Raw genomic sequence first — 23447 nt, 5'->3', positions numbered from 1 at the left:
CCGCTTCAGTCGCCTGCCGCGTCCCAGGCGCGCAGCGCTGCCTCGATCGCGTCGACACCCTTCGCCGCGGCCACGGCGTCGATCTGCGCGACGGTGTCGTCGGCGGTGTGGATCACGCGCAGCATCTTCGGCCGGGTCATCGAGCGTTTGCCGGAGAACACCGCGACGACGTTCGGAATCTCGTCGCCATCGGCCAGCGTGTACGACACCGCCGGCCAGCCGGCCTTGAGGAACACGCGGTGGTCCGAAGGCGGGTACTGCTTGCCGGCGACCAGGGCGAGACCTTGCGTCGTGGCGGCCTCGCGACTGGCGGTGACCAGTGGCGACGCGGGATCGGGCGCCAGCATCCACAGCGTGTCGCCCCAGCCGAAAACGTCGACGTTCACGTACAGCGCGGGGCGTTCGCTGCCGGCGGCCTCGACATGGGCCTCGGCACCGAGCAGACCGTGTTCCTCCAGGTCCCAAAGCGCGAGCTTCAGCCGATGCCGCGCCAGCGGCCGCTGCCGGAAGCGTTCGGCCAGCGCCAGCAGCACCGCGGTGCCGGTGGCGTTGTCGGTGGCACCGCGCCCGACGTCCACGCGGTCCGAGTGCGCGCCGAGCAGCAGCAGCGGCGCTTCCGTCGGCCCGCCGACTTCGGCGAAGAGGTTGTCGCCTTCCAACGCGCCGACCTTGAACGGCTGGTGCGTCACCGTCAGCCCGAGCCCGCGCAGGCGACGTTCGAGATGCGCGCGGCGCGCGGCGTTGTCCTGCGCCGCGGCCATGGCATCGACGTCGCGCGCCCAGGCACTGTGGGCGAGCTGTGCGTCCCAGTCGGGAACGGACACCGGCATCGGCGCAGGCGTGGACACGCACGCCGCGAGCAGCAGGGTCGTCGTCGCGTGCGTGGCGGTCGACGCGAGCAAGGACAGGCGTCGACGAAAGGCAGGGCGCATCGAATGGTTCCGGAAGGCGAAGCCCCGATCGTCGCAGAACCGCGTGACCGCCAGAGGTGTCGGAAGTCATCGCCTGTGCAGGGTCGGAATTTTCCGACACGCCGTCGCGGCGGATGCCGATTGAGTGCATGCCGCCGGCTGCCTACGCTGTGCGCATCGGGATCACGCACCCGACACGGACAAGGAAGGGGAGAGGGCCATGACGATTCGCGTATTCCTGCTCGACGACCATGCGCTGGTGCGCACCGGCATGCGCCTGATGCTGTCGGCCGAGACCGACATCGAGGTGGTCGGCGAGGCCGACAGCGGCGAGACCGGATTGCCGCTGATCCGCAAGCTGCGGCCGGACGTGGTGCTGTGCGACCTGCACCTGCCCGGCATCAGCGGCCTGGAGATCACCGAGCGGCTGGTGAAAGGCGATTACGGCTGCCGCGTGGTGGTGGTGTCGGTACTGGAGGACGGCCCGATGCCGCGACGCCTGATCGAGGCCGGGGCTTCCGGCTACGTCGGCAAGGCCGGCGATGCGAGTGAACTGCTGCGCGCGGTGCGCGACGTGGCCCGCGGCAAGCGCTATCTCGCCAACGGCATCGCCCAGCATCTGGCGCTGTCGGGCGTCGACGGCAGCGGCTCGCCGTTCGATGCGCTGTCGCCGCGCGAGCTGGAAGTCGCGATGCTGCTGGTGCAAGGCCTGCGCCAGGAAGACATCGCCAAACGGCTGAGCCTGAGCGCGAAAACGGTGAACACCCACAAGTCGCGGCTGTTCGAGAAGCTGGAGATCCAGGACACCATCGCACTGGCGCGGATGGCGTCGCGCTACGGCCTGAGCGACCCCGCGCGGGAGCTGTGATCCCCAGGCACGGTCTCGGGTTTCCGTTGCCCTGAAACGACGACGGTCCGGCGCAGGCCGGACCGTGTCGTGGGTCACCGGTCGCCGCAGGCGGTGTCGCGGCCTGCGGCGAGGAGCCGGGCTCAGCCGGCCTGCGGCTTGTCGCCGTCGGCCTTCGCGTCGCGACGCATCAGGTCGGACAAATCGGCGTCCGGCTGGGCGTCGAACAGCGGCAGGCCGATGCCGTACTGCGGCGCGGCGATCTGTGCGTCGATCACGTCTTCGGCCGAGGCTTCGACGGCGGTCGTTTCGACGGCCGGCGCTGCGGCAACGGGCGCCTCGACGACGGGCGCCTCGACTGCAGGCGATTCGACCGCCACCGGCGTGGCGATGGCCTGCCCGACCACGGCCGTTTCGGCAACGGCCTGCTCCACTGCCGGCGGCTCGACGATGGCGGGTTCGACCACGACCTGCTCGACGACAGGCTGCTCGACGACGATCTGCTCGATCACGGCCGGTTCGACGACCACGGGCTCGATCACCGCCGATTCGGGGACGGTTTCCGTGACGGCATCCGCTGCCATGGCGATCGGCGTGACGACGGTCGCGACCAGTTCGGCGGATGCCGGTTCCGGCGTGGGGCTCGCGTCCTGCACGGCGTCGGCGTGCGCTTCGGCAACCGGCGTGGACACCGGCGTCTCGACGACGACCGGGGCGGGCGCCGCCGCGGGTTCGACGGCGACCGGCGCCGGCTTTGCAGGCTGTGGCAGGTCGTCGAATTCGAACTCCGGCTGGTTGCGATCGAGCGTCGCCTGCGGTTCGTCGACGGCGGACAGGGCATCGGTGTCGTCGCCCATGCCCTCGCTGGCGGCAGCACCTTCGCCATTCCCGCGGCGGCGGCGGCGGCCACCACGGCGACCGCGACGGCGGCGGCCGGCGTTGTCGCCGGTGCCTTCGCCTGCTTCGGCGCCGACTGCGCCGTCGGCAACGTCGAGTTCGCCGTCGTCATCGGCATCGACGACCTGCGCAGGCGTCGGCACGCTCGCCGGGACCTGCGGTGCCGGCGTCTGCACCGCAGCCGGTGCGACGACGGCGGCTGCGACGGTCGCCGCCGCGGCGGCGACGTCGGCAGCCGGCGCCTGCGGCTTCTGCGTTTCGGCAGGTGCGCGGTCCTCGCGGCGCGGGGCGGGGCCACGCTGGGCATTCGCGTCGCCCTGCGCGGGCTTCTGCGACGACTGGGCAGGGGTCTGTTGCGGCTTCTGCTGCGGATCCTGACGCTCCTGACGCGGCTGGTCCTGACGCGGCTCCTGGCGGGGCTTCGGGTCCTGCTTCTGCTGCTGCGGGCGAGGTTGCTGTTCCTGCTTCTGCGGCTTCTGCGCCTGACCCTGCTGCGGCTGGCCCTGCGGGCCGCGACGCGCGTCGTTCTGGCGCTGGTCGTCGCGACGCGGCTCATCGCGGCGCTGCGACTTCTGGCCCTGACCCTGCGACTGGCCGCGGTCATCGCGACGGCCGTCACGATCGTTGCGCTGGCCCGGGTGACGGTCGCGACGCTGCTCGTTGCGCCCCTGGCCCTGACCCTGGCCGGACTGCGGACGCGGCGGCGCGGCGGGCGCCGGCGCGGGTTCGCCGCCGAACAGGCCCTTCAGCCAGCCCATCAGGCCGCCGGGCTTCTGTGCCGGGGCCGGCTGCGCGAACGCCGGGGTCGGCTGCGGGGCCGGCTGCGGCGCCGGGGCAGGGGCCGCGACCGGCGCGGGCGCCGGCGCTTCCTCGCGCAGCGGCGCGGGGCGCGACGGCTTCACGTTGGTGACGGCGGCCGGCGGCGGGACGTTGAGGTTGGCCTTGGTCAGCGCGATCGTCGCCAGCTTGCGCGGGGTGCCACGCTGGTAGCTCGGCTTTGCGGTTTCCTCGCCCAGCTCGTTCTCGCGGAGGCGGGTGACTTCGTAGTGTGGCGTGTGCAGCGACTCGTCGGCAACGATCACGATCGGCGCGTCGTGGCGCTTCTCGATCTCGCTCAGCGCGCGGCGCTTCTCGTTCAGCAGGTAATTCGCGATCTCCACCGGGGCCTGCACCAGCACCTGGCCGGTGTTGTCCTTCATCGCATGCTCTTCGGCGATGCGGATGATCGACAGCGACAGCGATTCGATGCTGCGCATGCGGCCGTGGCCGTCGCAGCGCGGGCACACCAGCTGGCTGGATTCGCCGAGGCTGGGACGCAGGCGCTGGCGCGACATCTCCATCAGGCCGAACTTGGAGATGCGGCCGAGCTGCACGCGCGCGCGGTCGTGCTTGAGCGCCTGCGCGAGGCGGTTCTCCACGTCGCGCTGGTGCTTGTTCGAGGTCATGTCGATGAAGTCGATCACCACCAGGCCGCCGAGGTCGCGCAGGCGCATCTGGCGGGCCACTTCGTCGGCGGCCTCCAGGTTGGTGTTGAACGCGGTTTCCTCGATGTCGCCGCCCTTGGTGGCGCGCGCCGAGTTGACGTCGACCGCGGTGAGCGCCTCGGTCTGGTCGATCACCAGCGAGCCGCCCGACGGCAGGCGTACGGTGCGCTCGTAGGCGTTCTCGATCTGCGATTCGATCTGGAAGCGGTTGAACAGCGGGGTGTCGTCGGTGTAGTGCTTGAGCTTGCGCAGGTTGTGCGGCATCACCTGCTCGACGAACTCCTTCGCCTCGGCGTACATCTCCGGCGTATCGACGAGGATCTCGCCGATGTCGGCGCGCATGTAGTCGCGCAGGGCGCGGATGATCAGGCGCGATTCCTGGTAGATCAGGAACGGCGAGGTCTTCTTCAGCGCGGCCTCGGCGATCGCGCGCCAGACGCTGAGCAGGTAGTCGAGGTCCCACTGCAGTTCTTCGGCATCGCGGCCGACGCCGGCGGTGCGGATGATCACCCCCATCTCGTCGGGGATGTCGAGCTTGTCCATCGCTTCCTTCAGCGCGGCGCGGTCGTCGCCCTCGATGCGGCGCGAGACGCCGCCGGCGGTGGGCGAGTTCGGCATCAGCACCATGTAGCGGCCGGCCAGCGAGATGAACGTGGTCAGCGCCGCGCCCTTGTTGCCGCGCTCTTCCTTGTCGACCTGCACCACGACTTCCTGGCCTTCGCGCAGCAGTTCGCGGATGCCGGCCTTGTGGTGGTCGACGCCGGACTGGAAGTAGTCGCGGGAAATTTCCTTCAGCGGCAGGAAGCCGTGGCGCTCGGCGCCGTACTCGACGAAGGCGGCTTCGAGCGAAGGTTCGAGCCGGGTGATGCGGCCCTTGTAGATGTTGGACTTCTTCTGCTCTTTCGCGGGGATTTCGATGTCGATGTCGTAGAGCGTTTGTCCATCGACGATCGCGACGCGCAGCTCTTCGGCCTGCGTCGCGTTGATCAGCATGCGTTTCATGGTCCTGCGTTCCTTGGCGCCTTGCCCGCATGCGATGCGGGCGCGCGGAACGCCGGGGCGTGTTCGCCTCTGGAGACGGCCTGCGACCATGTCGCGCGCCGGACGCCGCGAAGGCGCGCGCGCGGCCGGGGCCGCCAGGTGCATTCCAGCGCTGCAACACCACGGCGGGCCGCGGGAGCGCTTCTATTTCTGTAGCGTGTTGCCGGGCCGGCCGCCGTGGTGGGCGCTGCGAAGCGCGACATCGCGACGGCACGGGACGTGTGGGTTGCCCGGGCGCCAGGCGCCCGGCGACAAGCGGGCCTGCCGACGAGCCGCTAACATGGCCGCCCCGGGGGCGGTGGCCGCGCACTGCATCGGAACTCGCGGGCGAGCTGGGCTTTCGGCCCGATGGGGTGCAAACGAAACCAGCCCCCGACTCCCTGCGAAATCAAACCTTTATATCGCCGAACGAGTGTAGCAGATCAGGACCCCGGATGACCGTAAACGATTCCAGAACCGCGTCATCCGCCCAGGTCCGCCTGGTCCGCGTGGCCGACGACCGCGCCGGCCAACGGCTCGACAACTTCCTCCTGGGGCAGCTCAAGGGCGCGCCCAAGTCGCTCGTCTACAAGCTGGTCCGCAGTGGCCAGGTGCGCGTGAACGGCGGCCGGGCCAAGGCCGAGACCCGGCTGGAGGGGGGCGACGAGGTGCGGATCCCGCCGGTGCGGCTGGCCGAGGCGGGCGAGAAGACGCCGCCGCCCAAGGGGCTGCTGGCGGCGATGGAGGCCAGCATCGTGTTCGAGGACGCCCGCCTGCTGGCGATCAACAAACCGTCGGGGCTGGCCAGCCACGGCGGCAGCGGCATCAGTCACGGTGCGATCGAGACCCTCCGCGCCCTGCGCCCGCGGGAGACGCTGGAGCTGGTCCACCGTCTGGACCGCGACACTTCCGGCCTGCTGATCATCGCCAAGAAGCGGTCGGCCCTGACCGAGCTGCAGGCGCTGATGCGCGAATCCGACGCCGACGACGGCCGCGGCATCGCCAAGCGCTACCTCGCGCTGCTGGTCGGCCGCATGCCCGACGGCACCATGACCGTGGACGCGCCGCTGCACATCGGCCTGCGCCAGGGCGGCGAGCGCCACGTCCAGGTCCACCCGAACGGCAAGCCCTCGCTCAGCCACTTCCGTGTGCTGGAGCGCCGCGGCGGGCACTCCTTCTGCGAGGTGCGGATCGAGACCGGCCGCACCCACCAGATCCGCGTCCACGCGAAACACATCGGCCACCCGGTGGCCGGCGACGACAAATACGGCGAACCCGAGGTCAACAAGCGCCTGCGCGACCAGGTCGGCCTGCGCCGCCTGTTCCTGCATGCCGCGTCACTGGAATTCGCGTTGGATGGCGGCCGCGCCGAGTACGTCCTCGACGCGCCGCTGGCACCGGAGCTGGTCGAGGTGCTGGACCGGCTGGGGTGGCGATTGCCGGGGTCTGCAAGAAGCGATGATGCGGTGTGACTGGACCTGAAGAGGTGTCATTCGTAGACTCGCCCTCGCAGCGTCGTGCAGGCGACTGACGGGGGAGGGCGAGCGTGTCGATGCGATCGGCCCGCGACCTCCCGCATTCCAGATAATACAGGGGGAAGGCGCATGTTGAGGAAGATCTGCAGCGCGGCAATCGCCACGCTGGCGTTGACGTGTTCCGCCGTCGTGGCGAAGACGCCCATGATCCCGGTGCCGATCGCTGAAGATCTTCCCGTGGAGATCGTGCTTGGCCAGCAAGAAGTGGGAGTGGACGTATCCGCAACCAATGCGATGGCGGCCGGCGGTGGACTGCTCGGTGCGCTCATCGTCGCGGGAATCGACAATTCGCGGACCAAGGCTGCCGAGGAGCGGATCATCCCGATTCGCGATCTCCTGTTGAACTACCCCTTCAATGCTCACATGGAGCAGGAAATCCGCGGCAAGCTCGCATCTCCGGGCATCAGCACGGCTCCCGTGTTCCTGATCCGGAACAACGCACTGAGTGCGATCGATGCGCAGAACAAGCAGGAAGTGCTGGGACGTGTATTGGTGTTGAGGCCTCGCTATTCGTTCGACAACCAGTTCGAGCACATGTCCGTTCAACTGCTCGCTCAAGTCGTGGACCGTTCGGTAGGGGAGAACGGAAAACTGAAAACCGTCTTCCTTTTCAATCGAAACTACGCCTTCCAGTTCATTCCCGAGCAACTCGCGGACAAGCCCGAGGACAACGTCAAGATCTGGACGGTCTACGGCACAGATGGCCTTGGCTCCATGCTCGACGAAGGCATTCGCCAGTCTGTCGCAATGCTGACCTTCGACTTGTCGGCCGAGGGCCGGGCTCAGTGGGAGGATTTCGATCGCAAGGCGCAGGTGACACTCGGGGGGCGCCGCTATCCCGGAATCCAGACCCGCGCCGGTGACGGCTGGGTCTGGGCCCGAACAGGCAAGGGTTTTGTTCAGACGCTGAATGGCTATGGAGTCGCGGCGCCGCTCGTGTCCGCGCCTGCCGAAACCGCTCCCGCCCAGGATGCACCTGCTGCCACGACCGGCGGCACGCCGTGATGCAGCGCGGTCTCGGGCCTTGGCTGCTGCTGCCGGTAGTGGCAGGTTGTGCCGTGACTGTCAATACGATTCGCGTCGATCCGACAAAGATCAATGCCCGCGCCAGTGTCGCCCCAGCCTGCGCGTACCGAATCGAGGAGGTCGCCGACAAGCGTCCGGATGGTGATCGTGCATCGACTTATGCCAACAACCTCGTGCATTTGGAGGATGCGCCGGGAATCATACGTCGCGAACTCGTTGCAGCCGGCCTTTCGGAACAGACAGGTGTGTCGGTGAAAGTCGAGTTGATGCGCATGTACGTGCTGGAGAATCTCTATACGACCTTGCCGACGGTGGTGTACCAGGTGCGGATCGAGGGTGGGCAGCCGTTCGTGGTCCGCTCGCAGCTCGGCGGCATGCAGTGGAGCAAAAAGATCCAGAACATGTACGAGGGCTATTCGGTTGCGGTGAGCGATGCCAATACCCGCCTGATCCAAGAGCTCAATGAGCGCTGCCCCGGGACGCCATGATTGTCTCGGGGGCGCGCGCTGCTCAGCCCGCCAGCGCTTCCGCCTTCGCCGCGCAGATGAAGTCGTTTTCGCTCAGCCCGCCGACGTCGTGGGTCGAGAAGCGCACGACGCAGCGGTCGTAGTGCACGCCGAGGTCGGGATGGTGGTCTTCGCGATGGGCGATGAAGGCCAGTGCATTCACGAACGCCATCGTGCGGTGGTAGTCGGGGAAGGGGAAGGTCTTCACCAGTGCGTGGCCGTGTTCCGCCAGTTCCCAGCCGGGCAGTTGCGGCATGAGTTCGGCGACTTGCGCGGGTGGCAGCCGATGTTCGTGGCCGCGACGCGGGACACAGTGGGCCTGGGCGAGGGGGATCAGATCGGACACGGGCGGCTCCTTGCGATGCGGGAAGCTGAACACTGTTCCGGCGGCGTAACGAAACCCTGACGAGCACGCGCCGGACGGGCCGCTAGAATAGCCGGATGATCCAGATTTCCGAATCCGCGCAGTCGCACTTCCGCCGCCTGATCGAACGCGAGGCCCTGCCGGGCCTGGGGGTGCGCCTCAGTGCGGTGCATCCGGGCACGCCCTCCGCCGACGTCCGCCTGGAGTTCGCCGAACCCGGTGACCTGCAGGGCGACGAATGGGCGATCGATTGCGAAGGTTTCACGCTGTGGCTCGATGCCGGCAGCGTGCGCTACCTCGACGGGGCGGAGATCGACTACGCCCAGCAGCCCACGGGCGGTCAGCTGCAGATCCGCGCGCCGAAGATCAAGGGCGCCGTGCCGGACGCTTCGGCCTCGCTGGTCGAGCGCGTGCAGTGGGTGGTCGAGCACGAGATCAATCCGCAACTCGCGCAGCATCGCGGCCACGTGAGCGTGCACGAGGTGACCGCCGAGGGTGTGGTGATCCTCGGTTTCGGCGGCGGTTGCCACGGTTGCGGCATGGCCGACGTGACCCTGAAGCAGGGCATCGAGAAGACCCTGCTGGAAAAGGTGCCGGGCGTGACCGCGGTGCGGGACGCAACCGATCACGCCAGCGGAACGGCGCCCTACATCTCGCGTCCGTCGAACTGACCGGCCCGGCCTGCGCGTGTTCTCCGCCGGGGAACTGATCGAAGCGCTCCAGTCCCGCGGCGGGCGGCGTTTCCCGCTGCATGCCGATCGCCCGTTCGGCGAATTCCCGCCGACGTGGCGGGCATGGTTCCTGTCGATGCGCGAACGCGCCGGTGCCGTGGTCGGTGCGCCGATGGCGGAGATCGTCGCGTTGCTGGCCGCCCGGCCGCCGGCGCCGCCGCCGAGGGCGATGCCGCCGCTGACGCGCTTCCAGGCATGGCGCCACCTGTTGCGCCAGCAGTGGGAACGCGCACCGCGCGACCAGCGCCGAACCCGCCGTTTCGCTGTGGTGTTCTCCGCGCTGTTGCACATCGTGTTCGCCGGGCTGTTGTTCTGGATCGGCATGGTCCAGCTCGGCGACGCGCCGCCCCAGGCGGCGCAGGAAGGCGAAGCGACGATCATCGAATTCATCGGCGAAGGCACGCCGTCTCCCGATACCGGTGGTGCGCCGGCCACCGGCGAACAGCCGGCGCCGGCTGCCGCCGCGGCCGCGTCTTCCTCTGCCGCCGCGACGACGGCCGAGAACGCACCGGCCGTTGCGACCGCGACGCCGCCGGCCGCCGCCACGCCGCCCGAAGCCGCGCCGGCACCGCCCGGCGACACCGCGCCGGCGCCGGCCGTCGAGCAGCCGCTCACCGTCACCCAGACGCCGCAGCCGGACAGCGACTTCACGCTGCCGCCGCCCACGCCGCCGGTGTTGTCGCCCACCATCCCGCAATTGCAGCCGCAGGTGCCGAAGGTCGCGGCGCGGCCGACCGACGTCGAGACCTTCGAGGCACGCACGCCGGTGCCCGTGCCGGATCGGCCGGTTCCGGTGCTGGCCGTCCAGCCGACCGTGCCGCGCCTGCGCACGCAGGTCGTCGAGGTCGAAACCCAGCGCGAGACCACGCCGATCGTGGCCCGCACGGCGCCGACCTTGCCGACGACCGCACCACAACTGCGCATGCCCACGCTGCGCACGGCACCGCGCGAAGTTCAGCTGCGCGCACCGCCCGCTCCGGCGGCTGCGCCGACGCCCACGCCAGCGCCAGCGCCCACCGGGGCGGGGCGCGTGACCGCCAGCACGCCCGTGCGCACGACCGGCCAGGTGCCGCAGCCCTCGACCACCGCCGGCGGCACGCCGCGCCCGGCCACCGGTGCGGGGCGCCCGGTCGCGAACGCGCCCGGCGGCGTCGGACCTTCGCCATCGCCGCGCCCCGGGGCGGCCCCGACGCAGGTCCGCGATGACGACTGGGGGGCGTCCAATCGCAACGCGCCGGGCAATGCGTCCGCCGGACGCTCGACGAGCCTGCTCAACGGTGACGGCAGCGCGCGCCTGCCGGGCAACGGCCGCGATGTCGGTGGCGGCCTTCCGCCGGGCACCGTGATCGAGGATTTCGAGAAGATCGACCGCATGGGGACGTGGCTGAAGCGGCCGCCGCTGGACTACACGCCGACGCGCTTCGACCGGTTCTGGATGCCGCGCGAGAACCTGCTGGAGGAGTGGGTGCGGCGCGGCATCCGCACGGTTGCAATCCCGATCCCCGGCACGACCAAGCGGATCATGTGCGCGGTCTCGCTGCTGCAGGCGGGCGGGGGATGCACGGTCGAGGATCCGAACATGCAGGATCAGGAAGCCATCGCGCGGCCGCCGCCGGACGTGCCCTTCAAGCCGGCGTTGCAGGAAGCGAAGGACAGCCTCGCGCGTCCTGCGCCGTCGCCGGCCACCGCGCCGACCGGTACGCCGCCCGGCACCACGCCCTGATCGCTTCGTCGATCCGGCCACATGCGTGGACCGGGTACGCGAGTGTCATGCAAAAAAAGACGGGAGCCCTGCGGCTCCCGTCTTCGTGTCGGTACCTAGGGGGACCGGGCACCGGAATGGCGGCATGGCTCAGCGGCTGGAGAGGTCGCCCAGCGGGCCGTTCTGCGCAGCGAAGTAGGCCGCGAGGTCGGCGATGCCCTGGTCGTCCAGCTTGCCGGCCTTGACCGCGCCCTGGATCTGGTTGTTCATCAGGACCTGCTCGCGCTCGCCGTCGCGGTACTCAAGGATGGCCTGGAACAGGTAGTCCTGGTACTGCCCGGCCAGTGCCGGGTAGGTCGGGGCGATCGGCTTGGCACCGCCGGGACCGTGGCAGTCGACGCAGGCCTGGCCGGTGCCGGCGAGCTGCTTGTCGGCGGCGAGACGTTCGCCGCGGCCGGCATCACCGTCGAAGGCGCCGACATGCTTGATTTCGTGTTCCGCGGCACCGGCTTCGGCGGCGGGTTCGGACTTGCCGCAGGCGGCGAGCGTCGCGCCGATGGCCAGGGCGAGGGCGAGGGTGGAGATGCGCTTCGTCATGGGGCGTCGCTCAATTCTTCTTCAGGCTCGAAAGGTAGGCGGCGATGTCGGCGATGTCCTGCTCCGAGAAGCTCTGCGCCTGGGCCCGCATGGTCGGGTGCTTGCGCGCACCGGTCCGGTATTCGTTGAGTGCGGCGGAGAGATAGTCGGCGCTCTGGCCGGTGATCTTCGGCACGCTGTACGCCGGGTAGGCGTTCTTGTAGCCGGTGACGCCGTGGCAGCCCTGGCAGGTGTAGGTCAGTTGCTTGCCGCGTTCGGCGGAACCCGCGGGCGCCTGCGCGAAGGCGGGCAGGGCGGCGAGGAGGGCGAGGCCACCGGCGAGCAGCGGGATACGAATCGTCGATCGGGTCATGTCGGGCGTCGTGTGCGTCGGTCTGGGCGAGAGTGCGGCGGCGCGCCGACGGTGTCCGTGTCTCCCCGGGCCGGACGGTCGCGCAATCGGGACAGTATAGCCTGACTCGTTAATGCGACGCAGTCAGACTGTGTCACGCGTGATCGGGTTCGCGATGCGGCGCACCATGACCTCTGGCCGATGGCGGTCCTGAACGGGGTGATATACCTTGATACAACACCTCACGACATCCCCCCGCCCACCATGTCCAGCGATCCCCTGTTCCGATCCCCCGCCGTCCCGGCCCGCGCCCCGTCGCTCGCACGTATCGTCGGCTGGGGCGCCCTGCTGGGCTGCCTGACACTGGTCGGCTGCGGCAAGGGGGGCGAGGACGCCAAGGCCGACGCAAAGGACAAGCCGCCCGCCGAGGAGGCCGTCCCGGTCGAGGTGATGGCGGTCAGCCGCCGGCCGATCGCCGCCAGCTACGCCGGCACCGCGGCGCTGGAAGCGCGGGCCGAGTCGCAGGTGGTCGCCAAGACCTCCGGCGTCGCCTTGCAGGTCATGGCCGAGGTCGGCCAGCAGGTCCGCGCCGGCCAGGTGCTGGTGCGGCTGGATTCGGCCCGTGCAGAGCTGCAGGCCGCACAGTCCGAGGCCCAGCTCCGCAAGCTCGAAGCCAACTACAACCGCTCGCGCCAGCTCGCTTCGCAGCAGTTGCTCAGCGCGAACGACCTCGACCAGCTGAAGTTCGACCTGGAGAACGCCCGCGCCGTGCATCGCATGGCCCGGCTCGAACTGTCCTACGCCAACGTGGTCGCGCCGATCTCCGGCGTGATCGCCGAGCGCTCGATCAAGCCCGGCAACTTCGTCCAGATCAACACGCCGATCTTCCGCATCGTCGACACCTCGCGGCTGGAGGCCACGCTCAACGTGCCGGAACGCGAACTGGCGACCCTCAAGGCCGGCCTGCCGGTGCAACTGGGCGTCGATGCGCTGCCGGGTCAGCCGTTCCAGGGCCGCGTCGACCGCGTCGCGCCGGTGGTCGATTCCGGCAGCGGCACCTTCCGCGTGATCTGCGCCTTCGAGAGCGGCGGTCTGCTGCAGCCGGGCATGTTCGGGCGCATGAAGATCGACTACGACCAGCGTGCCGACGCCCTGACCATCCCGCGCAACGCGTTGCTGGAGGACGAGGACGACCCGGCGGTCTATGTCGCCCGCGGCGGCAAGGCCGCGCGCGTGCCGGTGAAGCTGGGCTACTACGACGGTCCGTGGGTGGAAGTGCGCGGCGGCCTGCAGCCGGGTGATCGCGTGATCACCGCCGGCAAGGTGGCGCTGCGCGAAGGCACGAAGATCCAGGTCATCGGCGATCCCGCGCCGAAGCCGGCGGGTGCCAAGCCCGCGGCCGCGAAGCCGGCAGGCGCCAAGTCGTGAGCGCGCACTTCCCCGAACCGTCGGCGGGATCGGGCGGAGGCGGCGGACTGGTCGGTTTCTCGACCCGGCGCCGCGTCACCGTCGCGATGTTCTGGCTGACCATGTTCCTGTTCGGCTGCCTCGCGCTGTCGAGCCTCAAGGTGAACCTGCTGCCGGACCTGAGCTATCCCACGCTCACGATCCGCACCGAGTACACCGGCGCCGCGCCTTCCGAGGTCGAGACGCTCATCAGCCAGCCGGTGGAGGAAGCGCTGGGCGTGGTGAAGGGCCTGCGCAAGCTCAAGTCGGTCTCCCGCACCGGGCAGAGCGACGTGGTGCTGGAATTCGCGTGGGGCACCGACATGGACCAGGCCAGCCTGGAGGTGCGCGACAAGATCGAGACGCTGCAACTGCCGCTGGAAGCCAAGGCGCCGGTGCTGCTGCGCTTCAACCCGTCGACCGAGCCGATCATGCGCCTCGTGCTGTCGGGCAAGGCCGCGCCCGCCGATGCCGAAAGCGCCCGCGCCCAGCGCGACCTGGCCGAGCTGCGCCGCTATGCCGACGACGACCTGAAGAAGAAGCTCGAACCGGTCGACGGCGTGGCCGCGGTGAAGGTCGGTGGCGGCCTCGAGGACGAGGTGCAGGTCCAGATCGACCAGCAGAAGCTCGCGCAACTGGGGCTGTCGATCGACACCGTCATCCAGCGCCTGCAGCAGGAGAACGTCAACATCTCCGGCGGCCGCCTGGAAGAGGGCAGCCAGCGCTACAACGTGCGCACGGTCAACCAGTTCGCGAACGTCGACGAGATGCGCGAGATGCTGCTGACCACGCGCACCGCCGGCAACGACGCGGCCAGCAGCGCGGCGCAGCAGATGATGGCGATCGCCGCCACCACCGGCTCGCCGGAAGCGATCGCCGCCGCCAGTTCGGTGCGCAGTGCGTCGTCCGGCGGCAGCACGCCCGCGGGCGGCCTGCCGGTGCGCCTGAAGGACGTCGCCGACATCGTGCAGGGCCACAAGGAGCGCGAGGCGATCATCCGACTCGACGGCCGCGAGGCGGTCGAGCTTGCGATCTACAAGGAAGGCGACGCCAACACCGTCGCCACCGCGGACGCGCTCGCCAAGCGCCTCGAGGCATTGAAGAAGGAGATCCCGGCCGGCATCGAACTGACCGTGGTCGACGACCAGTCGCAGTTCATCCGCCATGCGATCACCGACGTGAAGGTCGACGCCGTCGTCGGCGGCCTGCTCGCGGTGCTGATCATCTTCCTGTTCCTGCGCGACGGCTGGAGCACGTTCGTCATCGCGCTGTCGCTGCCGGTGTCGATCGTCGCGACGTTCTTCTTCATGGGCCGCTTCGGGCTGAGCCTGAACGTCATGTCGCTGGGCGGCCTCGCGCTGGCCACCGGCCTGGTGGTGGACGATTCGATCGTGGTGCTCGAAAGCATCGCCAAGGCGCGCGAACGCGGGCTGGGCGTGCTCGATGCCGCGGTCGAAGGCACCCGCGAAGTGGGCATGGCGGTGGTCGCGTCCACGCTGACCACGATGGCGGTGTTCCTGCCGCTGGTGTTCGTGCAGGGCATCGCCGGTGAACTGTTCCGCGACCAGGCGCTTACCGTCGCCACCGCGATCGGCATCTCGCTGGTCGTGTCGATGACGCTGATCCCGATGCTCAGCGGTCTGCGCGACCGCGCGCCGATGGCGTTCGTGCAAGAGGTCCCGCATCCGGTGAACCCCGTGATCGAGTCCGCGAAGGGCGACGTGCGCCGGGCGCTGCGTGCGCCGCTGGGCGAGGCGCCGCACGGGATCGCGCGCTGGGCGCTGGCCATCATCGCCGCACCGGTGACCTTCCTGGTTGGCGCCGTGATGTCCATCCGTCACGTTCCTGCCTTCGTCTGGCCGTTGTTCAGTCCACGCCATGGCACCGCCGTGAATGTGCTGCTGACGCTGCTCTTGCTGGCGCCGCGGCTGGTGATGCTGCCGTTCTGGATGCTGTACTTGTTCTTCTCGATGACCTCGGTGCCCGTGTTCTTCGCCTGCTGCTGGCTGGCGGTCCGGGTCTGGCGTCTGCTGGGCATCGTGTTCGGTTGGCTGATGTATCGCCTCAGCGATCTGGCCATGTCGCCTTACCACCGGCTCGAAGCCGCGTACCTGCGACTGCTGCCCGGCGCGATGCGTCGCCCGGTGCTGGTGCTGGTGCTGGCGTCGGCCGCGTTCGGGGCCAGCCTGCTGGCGGTGCCGATGCTCGGCAGCGACCTCATCCCCCAGTTGGCGCAGGATCGTTTCGACATGACCGTGCGCCTGCCGCCCGGCACGCCGTTGCGCGACACCGACCGCGTCGTGCGCGAGCTGCAGCAGGCGCATGCGAAGGACGGCGGCGTGCGCACGCTGTACGGCGTGAGCGGCAGCGGCACGCGGCTGGACGCCAGTCCGACCGAGAGCGGCGAGAACATCGGCAAGCTCACCGTCGTGATGGACAAGAGCGGCGATCGCGAGCGCGAGTCCGAACTCATGGACGGCCTGCGTGAGTCGGTCTCCCGCTATGCCGGCACCCAGGTCGACTTCAGTCGCCCGCAGTTGTTCAGCTTCTCGATGCCGCTGGAAATCGAACTGCGCGGCGACGAGCTGGAGGACATCGAACGCGCCGGTCGGCGCATGGCGGAACTGCTGCGCGCCAACCCGCACTACGCCGACGTGAAGTCGACGGTGGAGCAGGGCTTCCCCGAGATCCAGATCCACTTCGACCAGGAACGCGCCGGCGCGCTGGGCCTCACCACGCGGCAGATCGCCGACGTGGTGGTGAAGAAGGTGCGCGGGGACGTCGCCACGCGCTACAGCTTCCGCAGCCGCAAGATCGACGTGCTGGTGCGCGCCCGCGAGAATGATCGCGCCACGGTCGACGACATCCGTCGCCTGATCGTGAACCCGGGCAGCGCCAATCCGGTGACGCTGGACTCGGTGGCCGACGTGGTCGCCACCACCGGTCCCAGCGAGATCCACCGTGCCGACCAGGTGCGCGTGGCGATCGTCTCGGCGAACCTGCGCGACATCGACCTCGGCACCGCGGTGCGCGAAGTGTCGACGATGGTCGCGGAGGATGCGAAGACGTCCAGTGCGCTCGGCCCGGGCATCGGCCTGCACATCGGCGGCCAGGGCGAGGAACTGTCGCAGTCGCTGCGTTCGCTGCTGTTCGCCTTCGGGCTGGCGATCTTCCTCGTCTACCTGGTGATGGCCTCGCAGTTCGAGTCGCTGCTGCATCCGTTCGTCATCCTGTTCACCATCCCGCTGGCGCTGGTCGGTGCCATCCTCGCGCTGCTGATCACCCGCTCGACCGTGTCGGTGGTGGTGTTCATCGGCCTGATCCTGCTGGTCGGCCTGGTGGTGAAGAACGCGATCATCCTCATCGACAAGGTCAACCAGGCGCGCGAGGCGGGCATGCCCAAGCGCGAGGCGCTGGTGGAGGGCGCACGTTCGCGTCTGCGGCCGATCATGATGACCACGCTGTGCACGCTGTTCGGCTTCCTGCCGCTGGCGCTGGCCTTCGGCGAGGGCGCGGAAGTGCGTTCGCCGATGGCGATCACGGTGATCGGCGGCCTGCTGGTGTCGACGCTGCTGACGCTGGTGGTGATCCCGGTGGTCTACGACCTGCTCGATCGCCGGCCCGACGCCGACTACGTCGCACGCGGGCTCCGCGCCCGGGCCAAGCGCGAGACCGAGTTCGACGACACCATCCACGAGGACATCGACGAGGACATCGACGACGGTGCGGCGGACGACGGCATGACTCATGAACCGCAGGCCGGAGGCCACGCGCCGTGAGCGTCGCCGAGTTCAGCATCAAGCGGCCCGTCACCACGGTGATGGTGTTCGTGTCGCTGTTCGTGATCGGGCTGATCGCGGCGGTACGCCTGCCGCTGGAAGCGCTGCCCTCGGTCACGTTCCCCGGCATCTTCCTGCAGTTGCCGTACTCGGGATCGACGCCCGACGAGGTCGAACGCACGGTGCTGCGTCCGGTCGAGGAAGCGGTGTCGACCATGAGCGGCATCAAGCGCATGGACGGCAACGCGCGTGCGGACGGCGCGTCGATGTTCATCCAGTTCTCGGACTGGGGACGCGACGTGTCGATCGCCGCGTCCGAGGCGCGCGAGCGCATCGACGCCATCCGCGACGACCTGCCGGACGATCTCCAGCGTTACTTCGTCATGAAGTTCAGCACCAGCGACGAGCCGGTGCTGAAGGTGCGCCTCGCCAGCGACCGCGACATGACCCGCGAGTACGCGCTGATCGACCGCGAGTTCAAGCGCCGGCTGGAGCGCATCCCGGGCGTCGCCCGCGTCGACATCCTCGGTGCACCGCCGAACGAGGTGGAGATCGCGATCTCGCCGGATCGCCTCGATGCCCACGGCATCGGCCTGAACGAACTGAACACGCGGCTGTCGTCGGCGAACTTCTCGGTGTCCGCCGGCCAGATAGACGACGGCGGCCGGCGCCTGCGGGTGCAGCCGGTCGGCGAGATCGACAACCTCCAGCAGTACCGCGACTTGGTGGTCGACGGCAAGGGTACGCGGCTCGGCGACATCGCCGACGTGCGCCTGCAACCGGCACGCATCGACTACGGCCGCCGCCTCGACGGCCAGCCGGCGGTGGGCCTGGACATCTTCAAGGAGCGCGGCGCCAACCTGGTGGAGGTGTCGAAGTCGGTGCTCGCGGCCGTGAACGAGATCTCCGCGGACCCGGCGCTGCGCGGCGTGCAGGTCAAGGTCGTCGACGATCAGGGCGCGACCGTCACCGGTTCGCTGATGGAACTGGCGGAAGCCGGCCTCGTCGGCCTGCTGCTGTCGGTGATCGTGCTGTATTTCTTCCTGCGCCACTGGCCGTCGACGCTGATGGTCACCACGGCCATCCCGATCTGCTTCGTGATGACCCTCGGCTTCATGTATTTCGCCGGCGTCACCCTCAACATCCTGACGATGATGGGGCTGTTGCTCGCGGTGGGCATGCTGGTCGACAACGCGGTGGTGGTGGTCGAGAGCATCTACCAGGAACGCGAGCGCTATCCCGACCAGCCGCGGCTGGCGTCGCTGGTCGGCACCCGCAACGTCGCCATCGCGCTGTCGGCGGGCACGCTGTGCCACTGCATCGTGTTCGTGCCGAACCTGTTCGGCGAACGCAACATGCTCAGCATCTTCATGTCGCAGATCGCGGTCACCATCTCGGTGTCGCTGCTGGCGTCGTGGCTGGTCGCGGTGAGCCTGATCCCGATGCTGTCGGCGCGCATGAAGACGCCGCCGATGGTGCGCGACGACCGCGGCCTGATCCCGCGCCTGCAACGCCGCTACGCGCGCTTCCTGCGCTGGACGCTCGAACATCGCGGGCTGAGCCTGCTCGGCATCGCGCTGATCGTGCTGGTGAGCCTGGCGCCGGCGTTCTCGGTCGTGCAGAACACCAACATGTTCGGCGGCGACGACGGCGACGAGGCGAACATCTTCTACCAGTGGAACGGCGCCTACACCAAGCAGCAGATGTCCGACGAGGTGCTGAAGGTCGAGAAGTTCCTCGAAGCCAACCGCAAGCGCTTCCACATCGCCCAGATCTATTCGTTCTACAGCGAGCAGGGCTGGGGCGGCACGCAGGTGAAATTCGACACGGCGCGCCCGGCGGAGACCAAGAAGCTGATCGAGGACCTGCGCCAGTCGTTGCCGAAGTCCGCGCGCGCGAAGCTCGGCATCGGCAACCAGGGCGGGCCCGGTGGTGGCGGTGGCCTCGAGCAGAACGTGCAGGTGCAGCTGGTCGGCGATTCCTCGCAGCAGCTCAAGGAGCTGGCCGACGAGATCGTGCCGCTCATGGCGCGGCGCAAGGAACTGCGCGACGTGCGCGTGAACACCGGCGACCAGAACACCGAGCTGTCGATCCAGGTCGATCGCGAACGTGCGGCGTCGTTCGGTTTCAGCGCGCAGCAGGTGTCGCAGTTCGTGGGCCTGGCGTTGCGCGGCGCACCGCTGCGCGAATTCCGCCAGGGCGCGAACGAGGTGCCGGTGTGGATCCGCTTCGCCGGCGCCGAGCATTACGGCGTCGAGGACATCGGCAGCTTCTCGGTGCGTGCGCCCGACGGCACGATGGTGCCGCTGCTGGCGATGGTGGATGCCCGCACCGGCGCGTCGGCGTCCGAAGTCCAGCGCTCGAACCGGCAGACCACGCTCGCGATCCAGGCCAACCTTGCCGACGGCGTGCCCATGCCCAAGGCGCGCGAGGCCATGGAAGGGACGCTCAAGGGCTTCCCGTTCCCGCCGGGCTACACCTACACCTTCGACGGCAGCGGTTTCCAGGACGACGCCGACGCGGCGGTGCAGATGCTCATGAACCTCGTCATCGCGCTGGTCATGATCTACGTGGTCATGGCCTCGGTGTTCGAGTCGCTGCTGTTCCCGGCGGCGATCATGAGCGGCGTGGTGTTCTCGATCTTCGGCGTGTTCTGGCTGTTCTTCATCACCCAGACCCAGTTCAACGTGATGGCCTTCATCGGCATCCTGGTGCTGATGGGCGTGGTGGTGAACAACGGCATCGTGATGATCGAACACATCAACAACCTGCGACGGGGCGGCAAGTCGCGCACCGATGCCCTGGTCGAGGGCAGCCGCGAGCGCCTGCGGCCGATCATGATGACCATGGGCACGGCGATCCTGGCGATGGTGCCGATCGCGATGGGCCAGACCAAGATGGCCGGCGGCGGCCCGCCGTACTTCCCGATGGCCCGCGCCATCGCCGGTGGCCTGGCGTTCTCGACCGTGGTCAGCCTGCTGTTCCTGCCGACGATCTACGCGGTGCTCGACGACCTGAGCACCGGCACGGCGCGGATTCTGCGCCGGGCGCGCGGAAAGCCGGAGGCGCCGATCGCGCCGGCGACGACGCTCCAGGCGGAGTGAGTCAACGACCTGCGTGACCGGCCCCGCGGCATCGCGGGGCCGGCCGCCCGCCGATGATCGGTGGCGATCGGGAATGCCGGTCGGCGATCAGCCGATCACCTTGCCGACGATCCGCGCCCCGGCGATCCACGTCCCGATCGCGCTGCCTAGGTTGGTGAGCAGGAAGTTCAGCAGTACACGCGAGACGCGGTTGCGATACCAGCCGCGCACGTTCTGCACGTCGTCGCGCAACGCCATGAAGTCGGCGTAGGTGGGCTTGCGCAGCCGCGCTTCCATCAGTGCGGTGAACGTGCCGGTGGGCACCGCAAGCCGGAACGGCTTGAACGGCGCCAGCAGCGCGGCGGTGAGGACGCTCAGCGGATGGCCGCCCGCGATCAGGCAGCCGAGTGCGGCGAGCGACGAGGTGAACATCACCCACTGCTTCAGCAGGTCGGCGCCCATCGCGAAGCCGCCGTGCCAGAACCCGTAGCCGATGCCGCCGATGATGATCGCGGAGAATGCGAGCTTGAACCACGGGATGTTGCGGGTCTTCTTCAGCGCTTCCAGCGAGGTCCGGATCGCCTCGGGCGCTTCATCCGACTCGCGCAGGTGCTTCGCCAGCCCTTGCAGATGGCCGGCACCGACCACCGCCAGCACTTCGGTGCCGGCGCCCTGCGTGCGGATCTCGCGCAGGCGCGCGGCCATGTAGGCGTCGCGCTCGGCGATCACCGTCTCGTACAGCGCCGGGCTGTCGGCGGCGAATTCGCTGAAGCTCGCCTCCAGCATGTCGCCTTCCTTCAGGCCCTCGATCTGCTCGTGGGTCACTTCCTCGTCGCCGAACAGCGACATCATCAGGCCGCTGGCGACCTTCATCCGGCCCCACCAGCCGAGGCGCTGCATCGCGCGGCGGAAGGTCAGGCCGACGTCGCGGTCGATGAGGTGCAGCGACAGGTCGCGCTCGCGCGCGTCGAGCACGGCGGCCTTGAGCTCGGCGCCCGGGTCGATGCCGAGCTGCTCGGCGAGCCGGCGCTGGTAGGCGGCGAGGGCGAGGTTCGCGGCGAACACCGCGGTCTTGCCTTCCTTCAGCACCTTCACCAGGTCCAGCCGCGCCAGCGCATCGGGATCGGTCAGCGCCTGTGCGCGTTGTGCGTCGAGTTCGACCGCCACCGTGTCGTAGCTGCCGCCGGCGATCGCCGCACGCACGGCGTCGACGCTGGCCTTCGAGACGTGCGCGGTGCCCAGCAGGGTGTAGCGCACGCCGTCGCGTTCGACGATGACGCAAGGCTGGTCGTGCAACGGGTCGTGCACCGGTTCCTGCGACGGGTCCCCGTAGGGCGTGGCGGAGGCGGGGGGCAGGGTGTCGTCGGAGTGGGTCATCGGCACGGGCGTCGGGGGCGGGGCCGCGTCGCCCGGGGGCGACGACGGCGGATCGCGCAGGATAGTCGCTCGCCCGCCCCCTGTCTGCGCCGCGTTCAGCCGATCCCGAACGGCAGGTTCGGCGAGGACACGATGCGTTCGCCCACGGGTTCGCCGCGCAGGAAGCGCAGTACCTCGGCGATGACGCGCGGGTGGTCGGCGATGCGGTTGTGGCCGTAGCCGCGGGTGCTGATCATTCGCGCGCCGTGCCACAGCCGGGCATAGCGTTCGCCCTCGTGCCAAGGCACTTCGCGATCCTCCAGATCGTGGACGATCAACGCAGGATGGCCGATCAGCGGTGCGTTCCGATGCGCCTGCAGGCTGTCGATCGGCACCCGCGTCGTGCGCTCGAAGAACGCCGCCATCCGCGCGCCGAAGCCGGTCCCCAGCCAGACGAAGCGGCTGAAGCGTTCCATCGCCGCCAGCGGGTCGGCGGCCGGTGCGATCAGCACCGCGCGCTCCGCCGCCATGCCGCGGGCCAGCGCGACCGCGGTCGCCGCGCCGCCCAGCGAATGGCCGATCACCGCCGCCGCCGGGCCGAACCGGTGGGCGACGGCCATCAGATGGCAGGCGAAGTCGGGCAGGGTGGTGCGCACACCGCCGCTCTTGCCGTGGCCGGCCTGGTCGAAGGCGACCACTGCGTAGCCGGCCTCGCGCAGCGAGGCCACCCACGGCGCGATCCGGGTGCCGTGGCTGGACCAGCCATGGCTGAAGAGCACGTAGGGCTCGCGCTGCGGGTCGCCCCAGCGGTAGAGCGCGAGGTCGATGCCGTCGACGGACAGGCGCTCTTCGACGGCCCCGGCATCCGGCGCGGCGAGGGCGCGTCGGCGACTGGACGCGAAGGGCGTGCAGAACAACTGCGCCGCGCTTTCGGCCACCCGCTCCGGCGACAGCCGGGCGCCGAGCAGGAACATCAGACGCATGGCGTAGAGCTTCGAGATGTTACGAACGGTCGTGCTAATTTTGGGCTTGGGGCGAGGCATCGGCAGGCTCCTGTGGGGGAGAAGACGCTCAGGCGCCCGAAGGCGCGGCGCGATGGGGCGCGTAGTAGTCGAGCAGGTGTTCCAGCATCCGCTGGCCGCGCTGGGTGGCGTTGTCGAGATCGCTGATCGCCATGTCGTGCTGCACGGACAGCGCGATCGTGCTGAGTTCGAAGGCGGCCTGGTCGGCGTCGAGGTCGTGGCGCAGTTCGCCGGTCTCGACCGCCATGGCCACGGCACGCGCCAGCATCTGCCGCAACCGCAGGTGGTGATGGATCATCCGGTCGCGCAGCGGCCCCGGGCGGTCGTCGTACTCGCTGGCCGCGGTCAGCACCAGGCAGCCGCCGCGGTCGCGGCGCAGCCAGTCCAGCCAGTTCGCCAGCAGCGCCCGCAGCCGGGGCAGGCCGCGCGGGAACGCCAGCGCGGGGACCAGCGTGTGTTCGCCGAAGCGGTCCGCAGCCAGGTCCAGCACCGCCAACTGCAGTTCCTCGCGCGAGCCGAAATGGGCGAAGACGCCGCTCTTGGACATGTCCACGGCGTCAGCCAGCGGGCCGATCGACAGGCCTTCCAGTCCCGCCGAGGCGGCGATCAGGTAGGCCCGGTCGAGGATTGCCTCGCGGGTCGCGGCACCTTTGCTGGTGGCGGGTTGGAGCACCATGGTCGACTGAATAGCACGACCGTTCGTTTCATGCCAGCCTGGGCCGACGAGCGGAGCCGGTGTTCGATCCCGGTGCCCCGTCCGGGACGCTGGCGGCCGGGTTGGCCGCATCGACCGCCTTCGCGGTGGCGTGA

17 protein-coding genes are annotated in these 23447 nt (G+C 69.4%); 9 read left to right on the top strand and 8 right to left on the bottom strand.

Features of this window, described 5'->3' with window-relative positions; translation table 11 throughout:
- Positions 1–5: 5 nt before the first annotated feature.
- Positions 6–932 (bottom strand): M28 family metallopeptidase, encoded by a 927-nt coding sequence (locus tag ACT53R_RS09595; protein WP_476171645.1) that lies wholly within the window; start codon positions 930–932, stop codon positions 6–8.
- A gap of 199 nt (positions 933–1131) precedes the next feature.
- Between ACT53R_RS09595 and ACT53R_RS09590 the strand changes: the two genes are divergently transcribed.
- Complete coding sequence (locus tag ACT53R_RS09590; protein WP_476171644.1) at positions 1132–1779, top strand: response regulator; 648 nt, start codon at positions 1132–1134, stop codon at positions 1777–1779.
- Positions 1780–1901: 122 nt separating this feature from the next.
- On the opposite strand, the gene rne is transcribed toward ACT53R_RS09590, so the two are convergent.
- Positions 1902–5141: a ribonuclease E gene (rne, locus tag ACT53R_RS09585; RefSeq protein WP_476171643.1), complete on the bottom strand. Its 3240-nt coding sequence runs from the start codon at positions 5139–5141 to the stop codon at positions 1902–1904.
- A gap of 473 nt (positions 5142–5614) precedes the next feature.
- On the opposite strand from rne, the gene ACT53R_RS09580 reads away from it, so the two are divergent.
- The 3 genes from ACT53R_RS09580 to ACT53R_RS09570 all read left to right on the top strand — a co-directional run bounded on the left by ACT53R_RS09580 (position 5615) and on the right by ACT53R_RS09570 (position 8208).
- On the top strand, positions 5615–6631 hold the full coding sequence (locus tag ACT53R_RS09580; RefSeq protein ID WP_476171642.1) for an RluA family pseudouridine synthase: 1017 nt from the start codon (positions 5615–5617) through the stop codon (positions 6629–6631).
- A gap of 132 nt (positions 6632–6763) precedes the next feature.
- Positions 6764–7699, top strand: a complete 936-nt coding sequence (locus tag ACT53R_RS09575; RefSeq protein WP_476171641.1) for a hypothetical protein — start codon at positions 6764–6766, stop codon at positions 7697–7699.
- Positions 7699–8208 (top strand): hypothetical protein, encoded by a 510-nt coding sequence (locus ACT53R_RS09570; protein ID WP_476171640.1) that lies wholly within the window; start codon positions 7699–7701, stop codon positions 8206–8208. The genes ACT53R_RS09575 and ACT53R_RS09570 overlap by 1 nt, the downstream gene beginning before the upstream one ends.
- 22 nt (positions 8209–8230) lie before the next feature.
- Here the strand turns inward: ACT53R_RS09570 and ACT53R_RS09565 are convergent, their stop codons facing one another.
- Positions 8231–8572, bottom strand: a complete 342-nt coding sequence (locus ACT53R_RS09565; RefSeq protein ID WP_476171639.1) for a 4a-hydroxytetrahydrobiopterin dehydratase — start codon at positions 8570–8572, stop codon at positions 8231–8233.
- 95 nt (positions 8573–8667) lie between these two features.
- On the opposite strand from ACT53R_RS09565, the gene ACT53R_RS09560 reads away from it, so the two are divergent.
- Both ACT53R_RS09560 and ACT53R_RS09555 read left to right on the top strand, forming a co-directional pair.
- Entirely contained in the window at positions 8668–9261 is a 594-nt protein-coding gene (locus tag ACT53R_RS09560; protein ID WP_476171638.1) for an NfuA family Fe-S biogenesis protein, read from the top strand.
- Between the two features lie 16 nt (positions 9262–9277).
- Positions 9278–11044, top strand: coding sequence for a hypothetical protein (locus ACT53R_RS09555; RefSeq protein WP_476171637.1), 1767 nt, complete (start codon positions 9278–9280; stop codon positions 11042–11044).
- 129 nt (positions 11045–11173) lie between these two features.
- Here the strand turns inward: ACT53R_RS09555 and ACT53R_RS09550 are convergent, their stop codons facing one another.
- Together ACT53R_RS09550 and ACT53R_RS09545 are read right to left on the bottom strand one after the other, a co-directional pair.
- Complete coding sequence (locus ACT53R_RS09550) at positions 11174–11620, bottom strand: c-type cytochrome (RefSeq protein ID WP_476171636.1); 447 nt, start codon at positions 11618–11620, stop codon at positions 11174–11176.
- A 10-nt stretch (positions 11621–11630) separates the two neighbouring features.
- Positions 11631–11972 carry a c-type cytochrome gene (locus tag ACT53R_RS09545; RefSeq protein WP_476171635.1) on the bottom strand — a complete coding sequence of 114 codons (342 nt, stop codon included), beginning with the start codon at positions 11970–11972 and terminating at the stop codon, positions 11631–11633.
- A gap of 243 nt (positions 11973–12215) precedes the next feature.
- Between ACT53R_RS09545 and ACT53R_RS09540 the strand changes: the two genes are divergently transcribed.
- From ACT53R_RS09540 to ACT53R_RS09530, 3 genes are all read left to right on the top strand, one after another.
- Complete coding sequence (locus ACT53R_RS09540; RefSeq protein WP_476171634.1) at positions 12216–13379, top strand: efflux RND transporter periplasmic adaptor subunit; 1164 nt, start codon at positions 12216–12218, stop codon at positions 13377–13379.
- 86 nt (positions 13380–13465) lie between these two features.
- A complete protein-coding gene (locus tag ACT53R_RS09535; RefSeq protein ID WP_476171765.1) occupies positions 13466–17176 on the top strand; it encodes an efflux RND transporter permease subunit in 3711 nt (1236 codons plus the stop codon).
- Entirely contained in the window at positions 17173–20280 is a 3108-nt protein-coding gene (locus tag ACT53R_RS09530; protein WP_476171633.1) for an efflux RND transporter permease subunit, read from the top strand. The genes ACT53R_RS09535 and ACT53R_RS09530 overlap by 4 nt, the downstream gene beginning before the upstream one ends.
- 87 nt (positions 20281–20367) lie before the next feature.
- Here the strand turns inward: ACT53R_RS09530 and ACT53R_RS09525 are convergent, their stop codons facing one another.
- The 3 genes from ACT53R_RS09525 to ACT53R_RS09515 all read right to left on the bottom strand — a co-directional run bounded on the left by ACT53R_RS09525 (position 20368) and on the right by ACT53R_RS09515 (position 23313).
- Complete coding sequence (locus ACT53R_RS09525) at positions 20368–21636, bottom strand: TraB/GumN family protein (protein WP_476171632.1); 1269 nt, start codon at positions 21634–21636, stop codon at positions 20368–20370.
- A gap of 95 nt (positions 21637–21731) precedes the next feature.
- A complete protein-coding gene (locus ACT53R_RS09520) occupies positions 21732–22598 on the bottom strand; it encodes an alpha/beta hydrolase (RefSeq protein WP_476171631.1) in 867 nt (288 codons plus the stop codon).
- Between the two features lie 88 nt (positions 22599–22686).
- Positions 22687–23313 (bottom strand): TetR/AcrR family transcriptional regulator, encoded by a 627-nt coding sequence (locus ACT53R_RS09515; protein WP_476171630.1) that lies wholly within the window; start codon positions 23311–23313, stop codon positions 22687–22689.
- Between the last annotated feature and the right edge of the window lie 134 nt (positions 23314–23447).

The organism is Lysobacter sp. DMC104 (genome assembly GCF_056313665.1).
Note: the sequence above shows the minus strand (reverse complement) of the source record. Positions and strands in the feature narration are given on the sequence as shown.

Coding starts and splice junctions, on each gene's coding strand:
- ACT53R_RS09545 (WP_476171635.1), bottom strand. CDS start 11,972: ATGACCCGATCGACGATTCGTATCCCGCTGCTCGCCGGTGGCCTCGCC.
- ACT53R_RS09595 (WP_476171645.1), bottom strand. CDS start 932: ATGCGCCCTGCCTTTCGTCGACGCCTGTCCTTGCTCGCGTCGACCGCC.
- ACT53R_RS09550 (WP_476171636.1), bottom strand. CDS start 11,620: ATGACGAAGCGCATCTCCACCCTCGCCCTCGCCCTGGCCATCGGCGCG.
- ACT53R_RS09560 (WP_476171638.1), top strand. CDS start 8,668: ATGATCCAGATTTCCGAATCCGCGCAGTCGCACTTCCGCCGCCTGATC.
- ACT53R_RS09520 (WP_476171631.1), bottom strand. CDS start 22,598: ATGCGTCTGATGTTCCTGCTCGGCGCCCGGCTGTCGCCGGAGCGGGTG.
- rne (WP_476171643.1), bottom strand. CDS start 5,141: ATGAAACGCATGCTGATCAACGCGACGCAGGCCGAAGAGCTGCGCGTC.
- ACT53R_RS09515 (WP_476171630.1), bottom strand. CDS start 23,313: ATGGTGCTCCAACCCGCCACCAGCAAAGGTGCCGCGACCCGCGAGGCA.
- ACT53R_RS09575 (WP_476171641.1), top strand. CDS start 6,764: ATGTTGAGGAAGATCTGCAGCGCGGCAATCGCCACGCTGGCGTTGACG.
- ACT53R_RS09525 (WP_476171632.1), bottom strand. CDS start 21,636: ATGACCCACTCCGACGACACCCTGCCCCCCGCCTCCGCCACGCCCTAC.
- ACT53R_RS09580 (WP_476171642.1), top strand. CDS start 5,615: ATGACCGTAAACGATTCCAGAACCGCGTCATCCGCCCAGGTCCGCCTG.
- ACT53R_RS09570 (WP_476171640.1), top strand. CDS start 7,699: ATGCAGCGCGGTCTCGGGCCTTGGCTGCTGCTGCCGGTAGTGGCAGGT.
- ACT53R_RS09590 (WP_476171644.1), top strand. CDS start 1,132: ATGACGATTCGCGTATTCCTGCTCGACGACCATGCGCTGGTGCGCACC.
- ACT53R_RS09540 (WP_476171634.1), top strand. CDS start 12,216: ATGTCCAGCGATCCCCTGTTCCGATCCCCCGCCGTCCCGGCCCGCGCC.
- ACT53R_RS09535 (WP_476171765.1), top strand. CDS start 13,466: ATGTTCTGGCTGACCATGTTCCTGTTCGGCTGCCTCGCGCTGTCGAGC.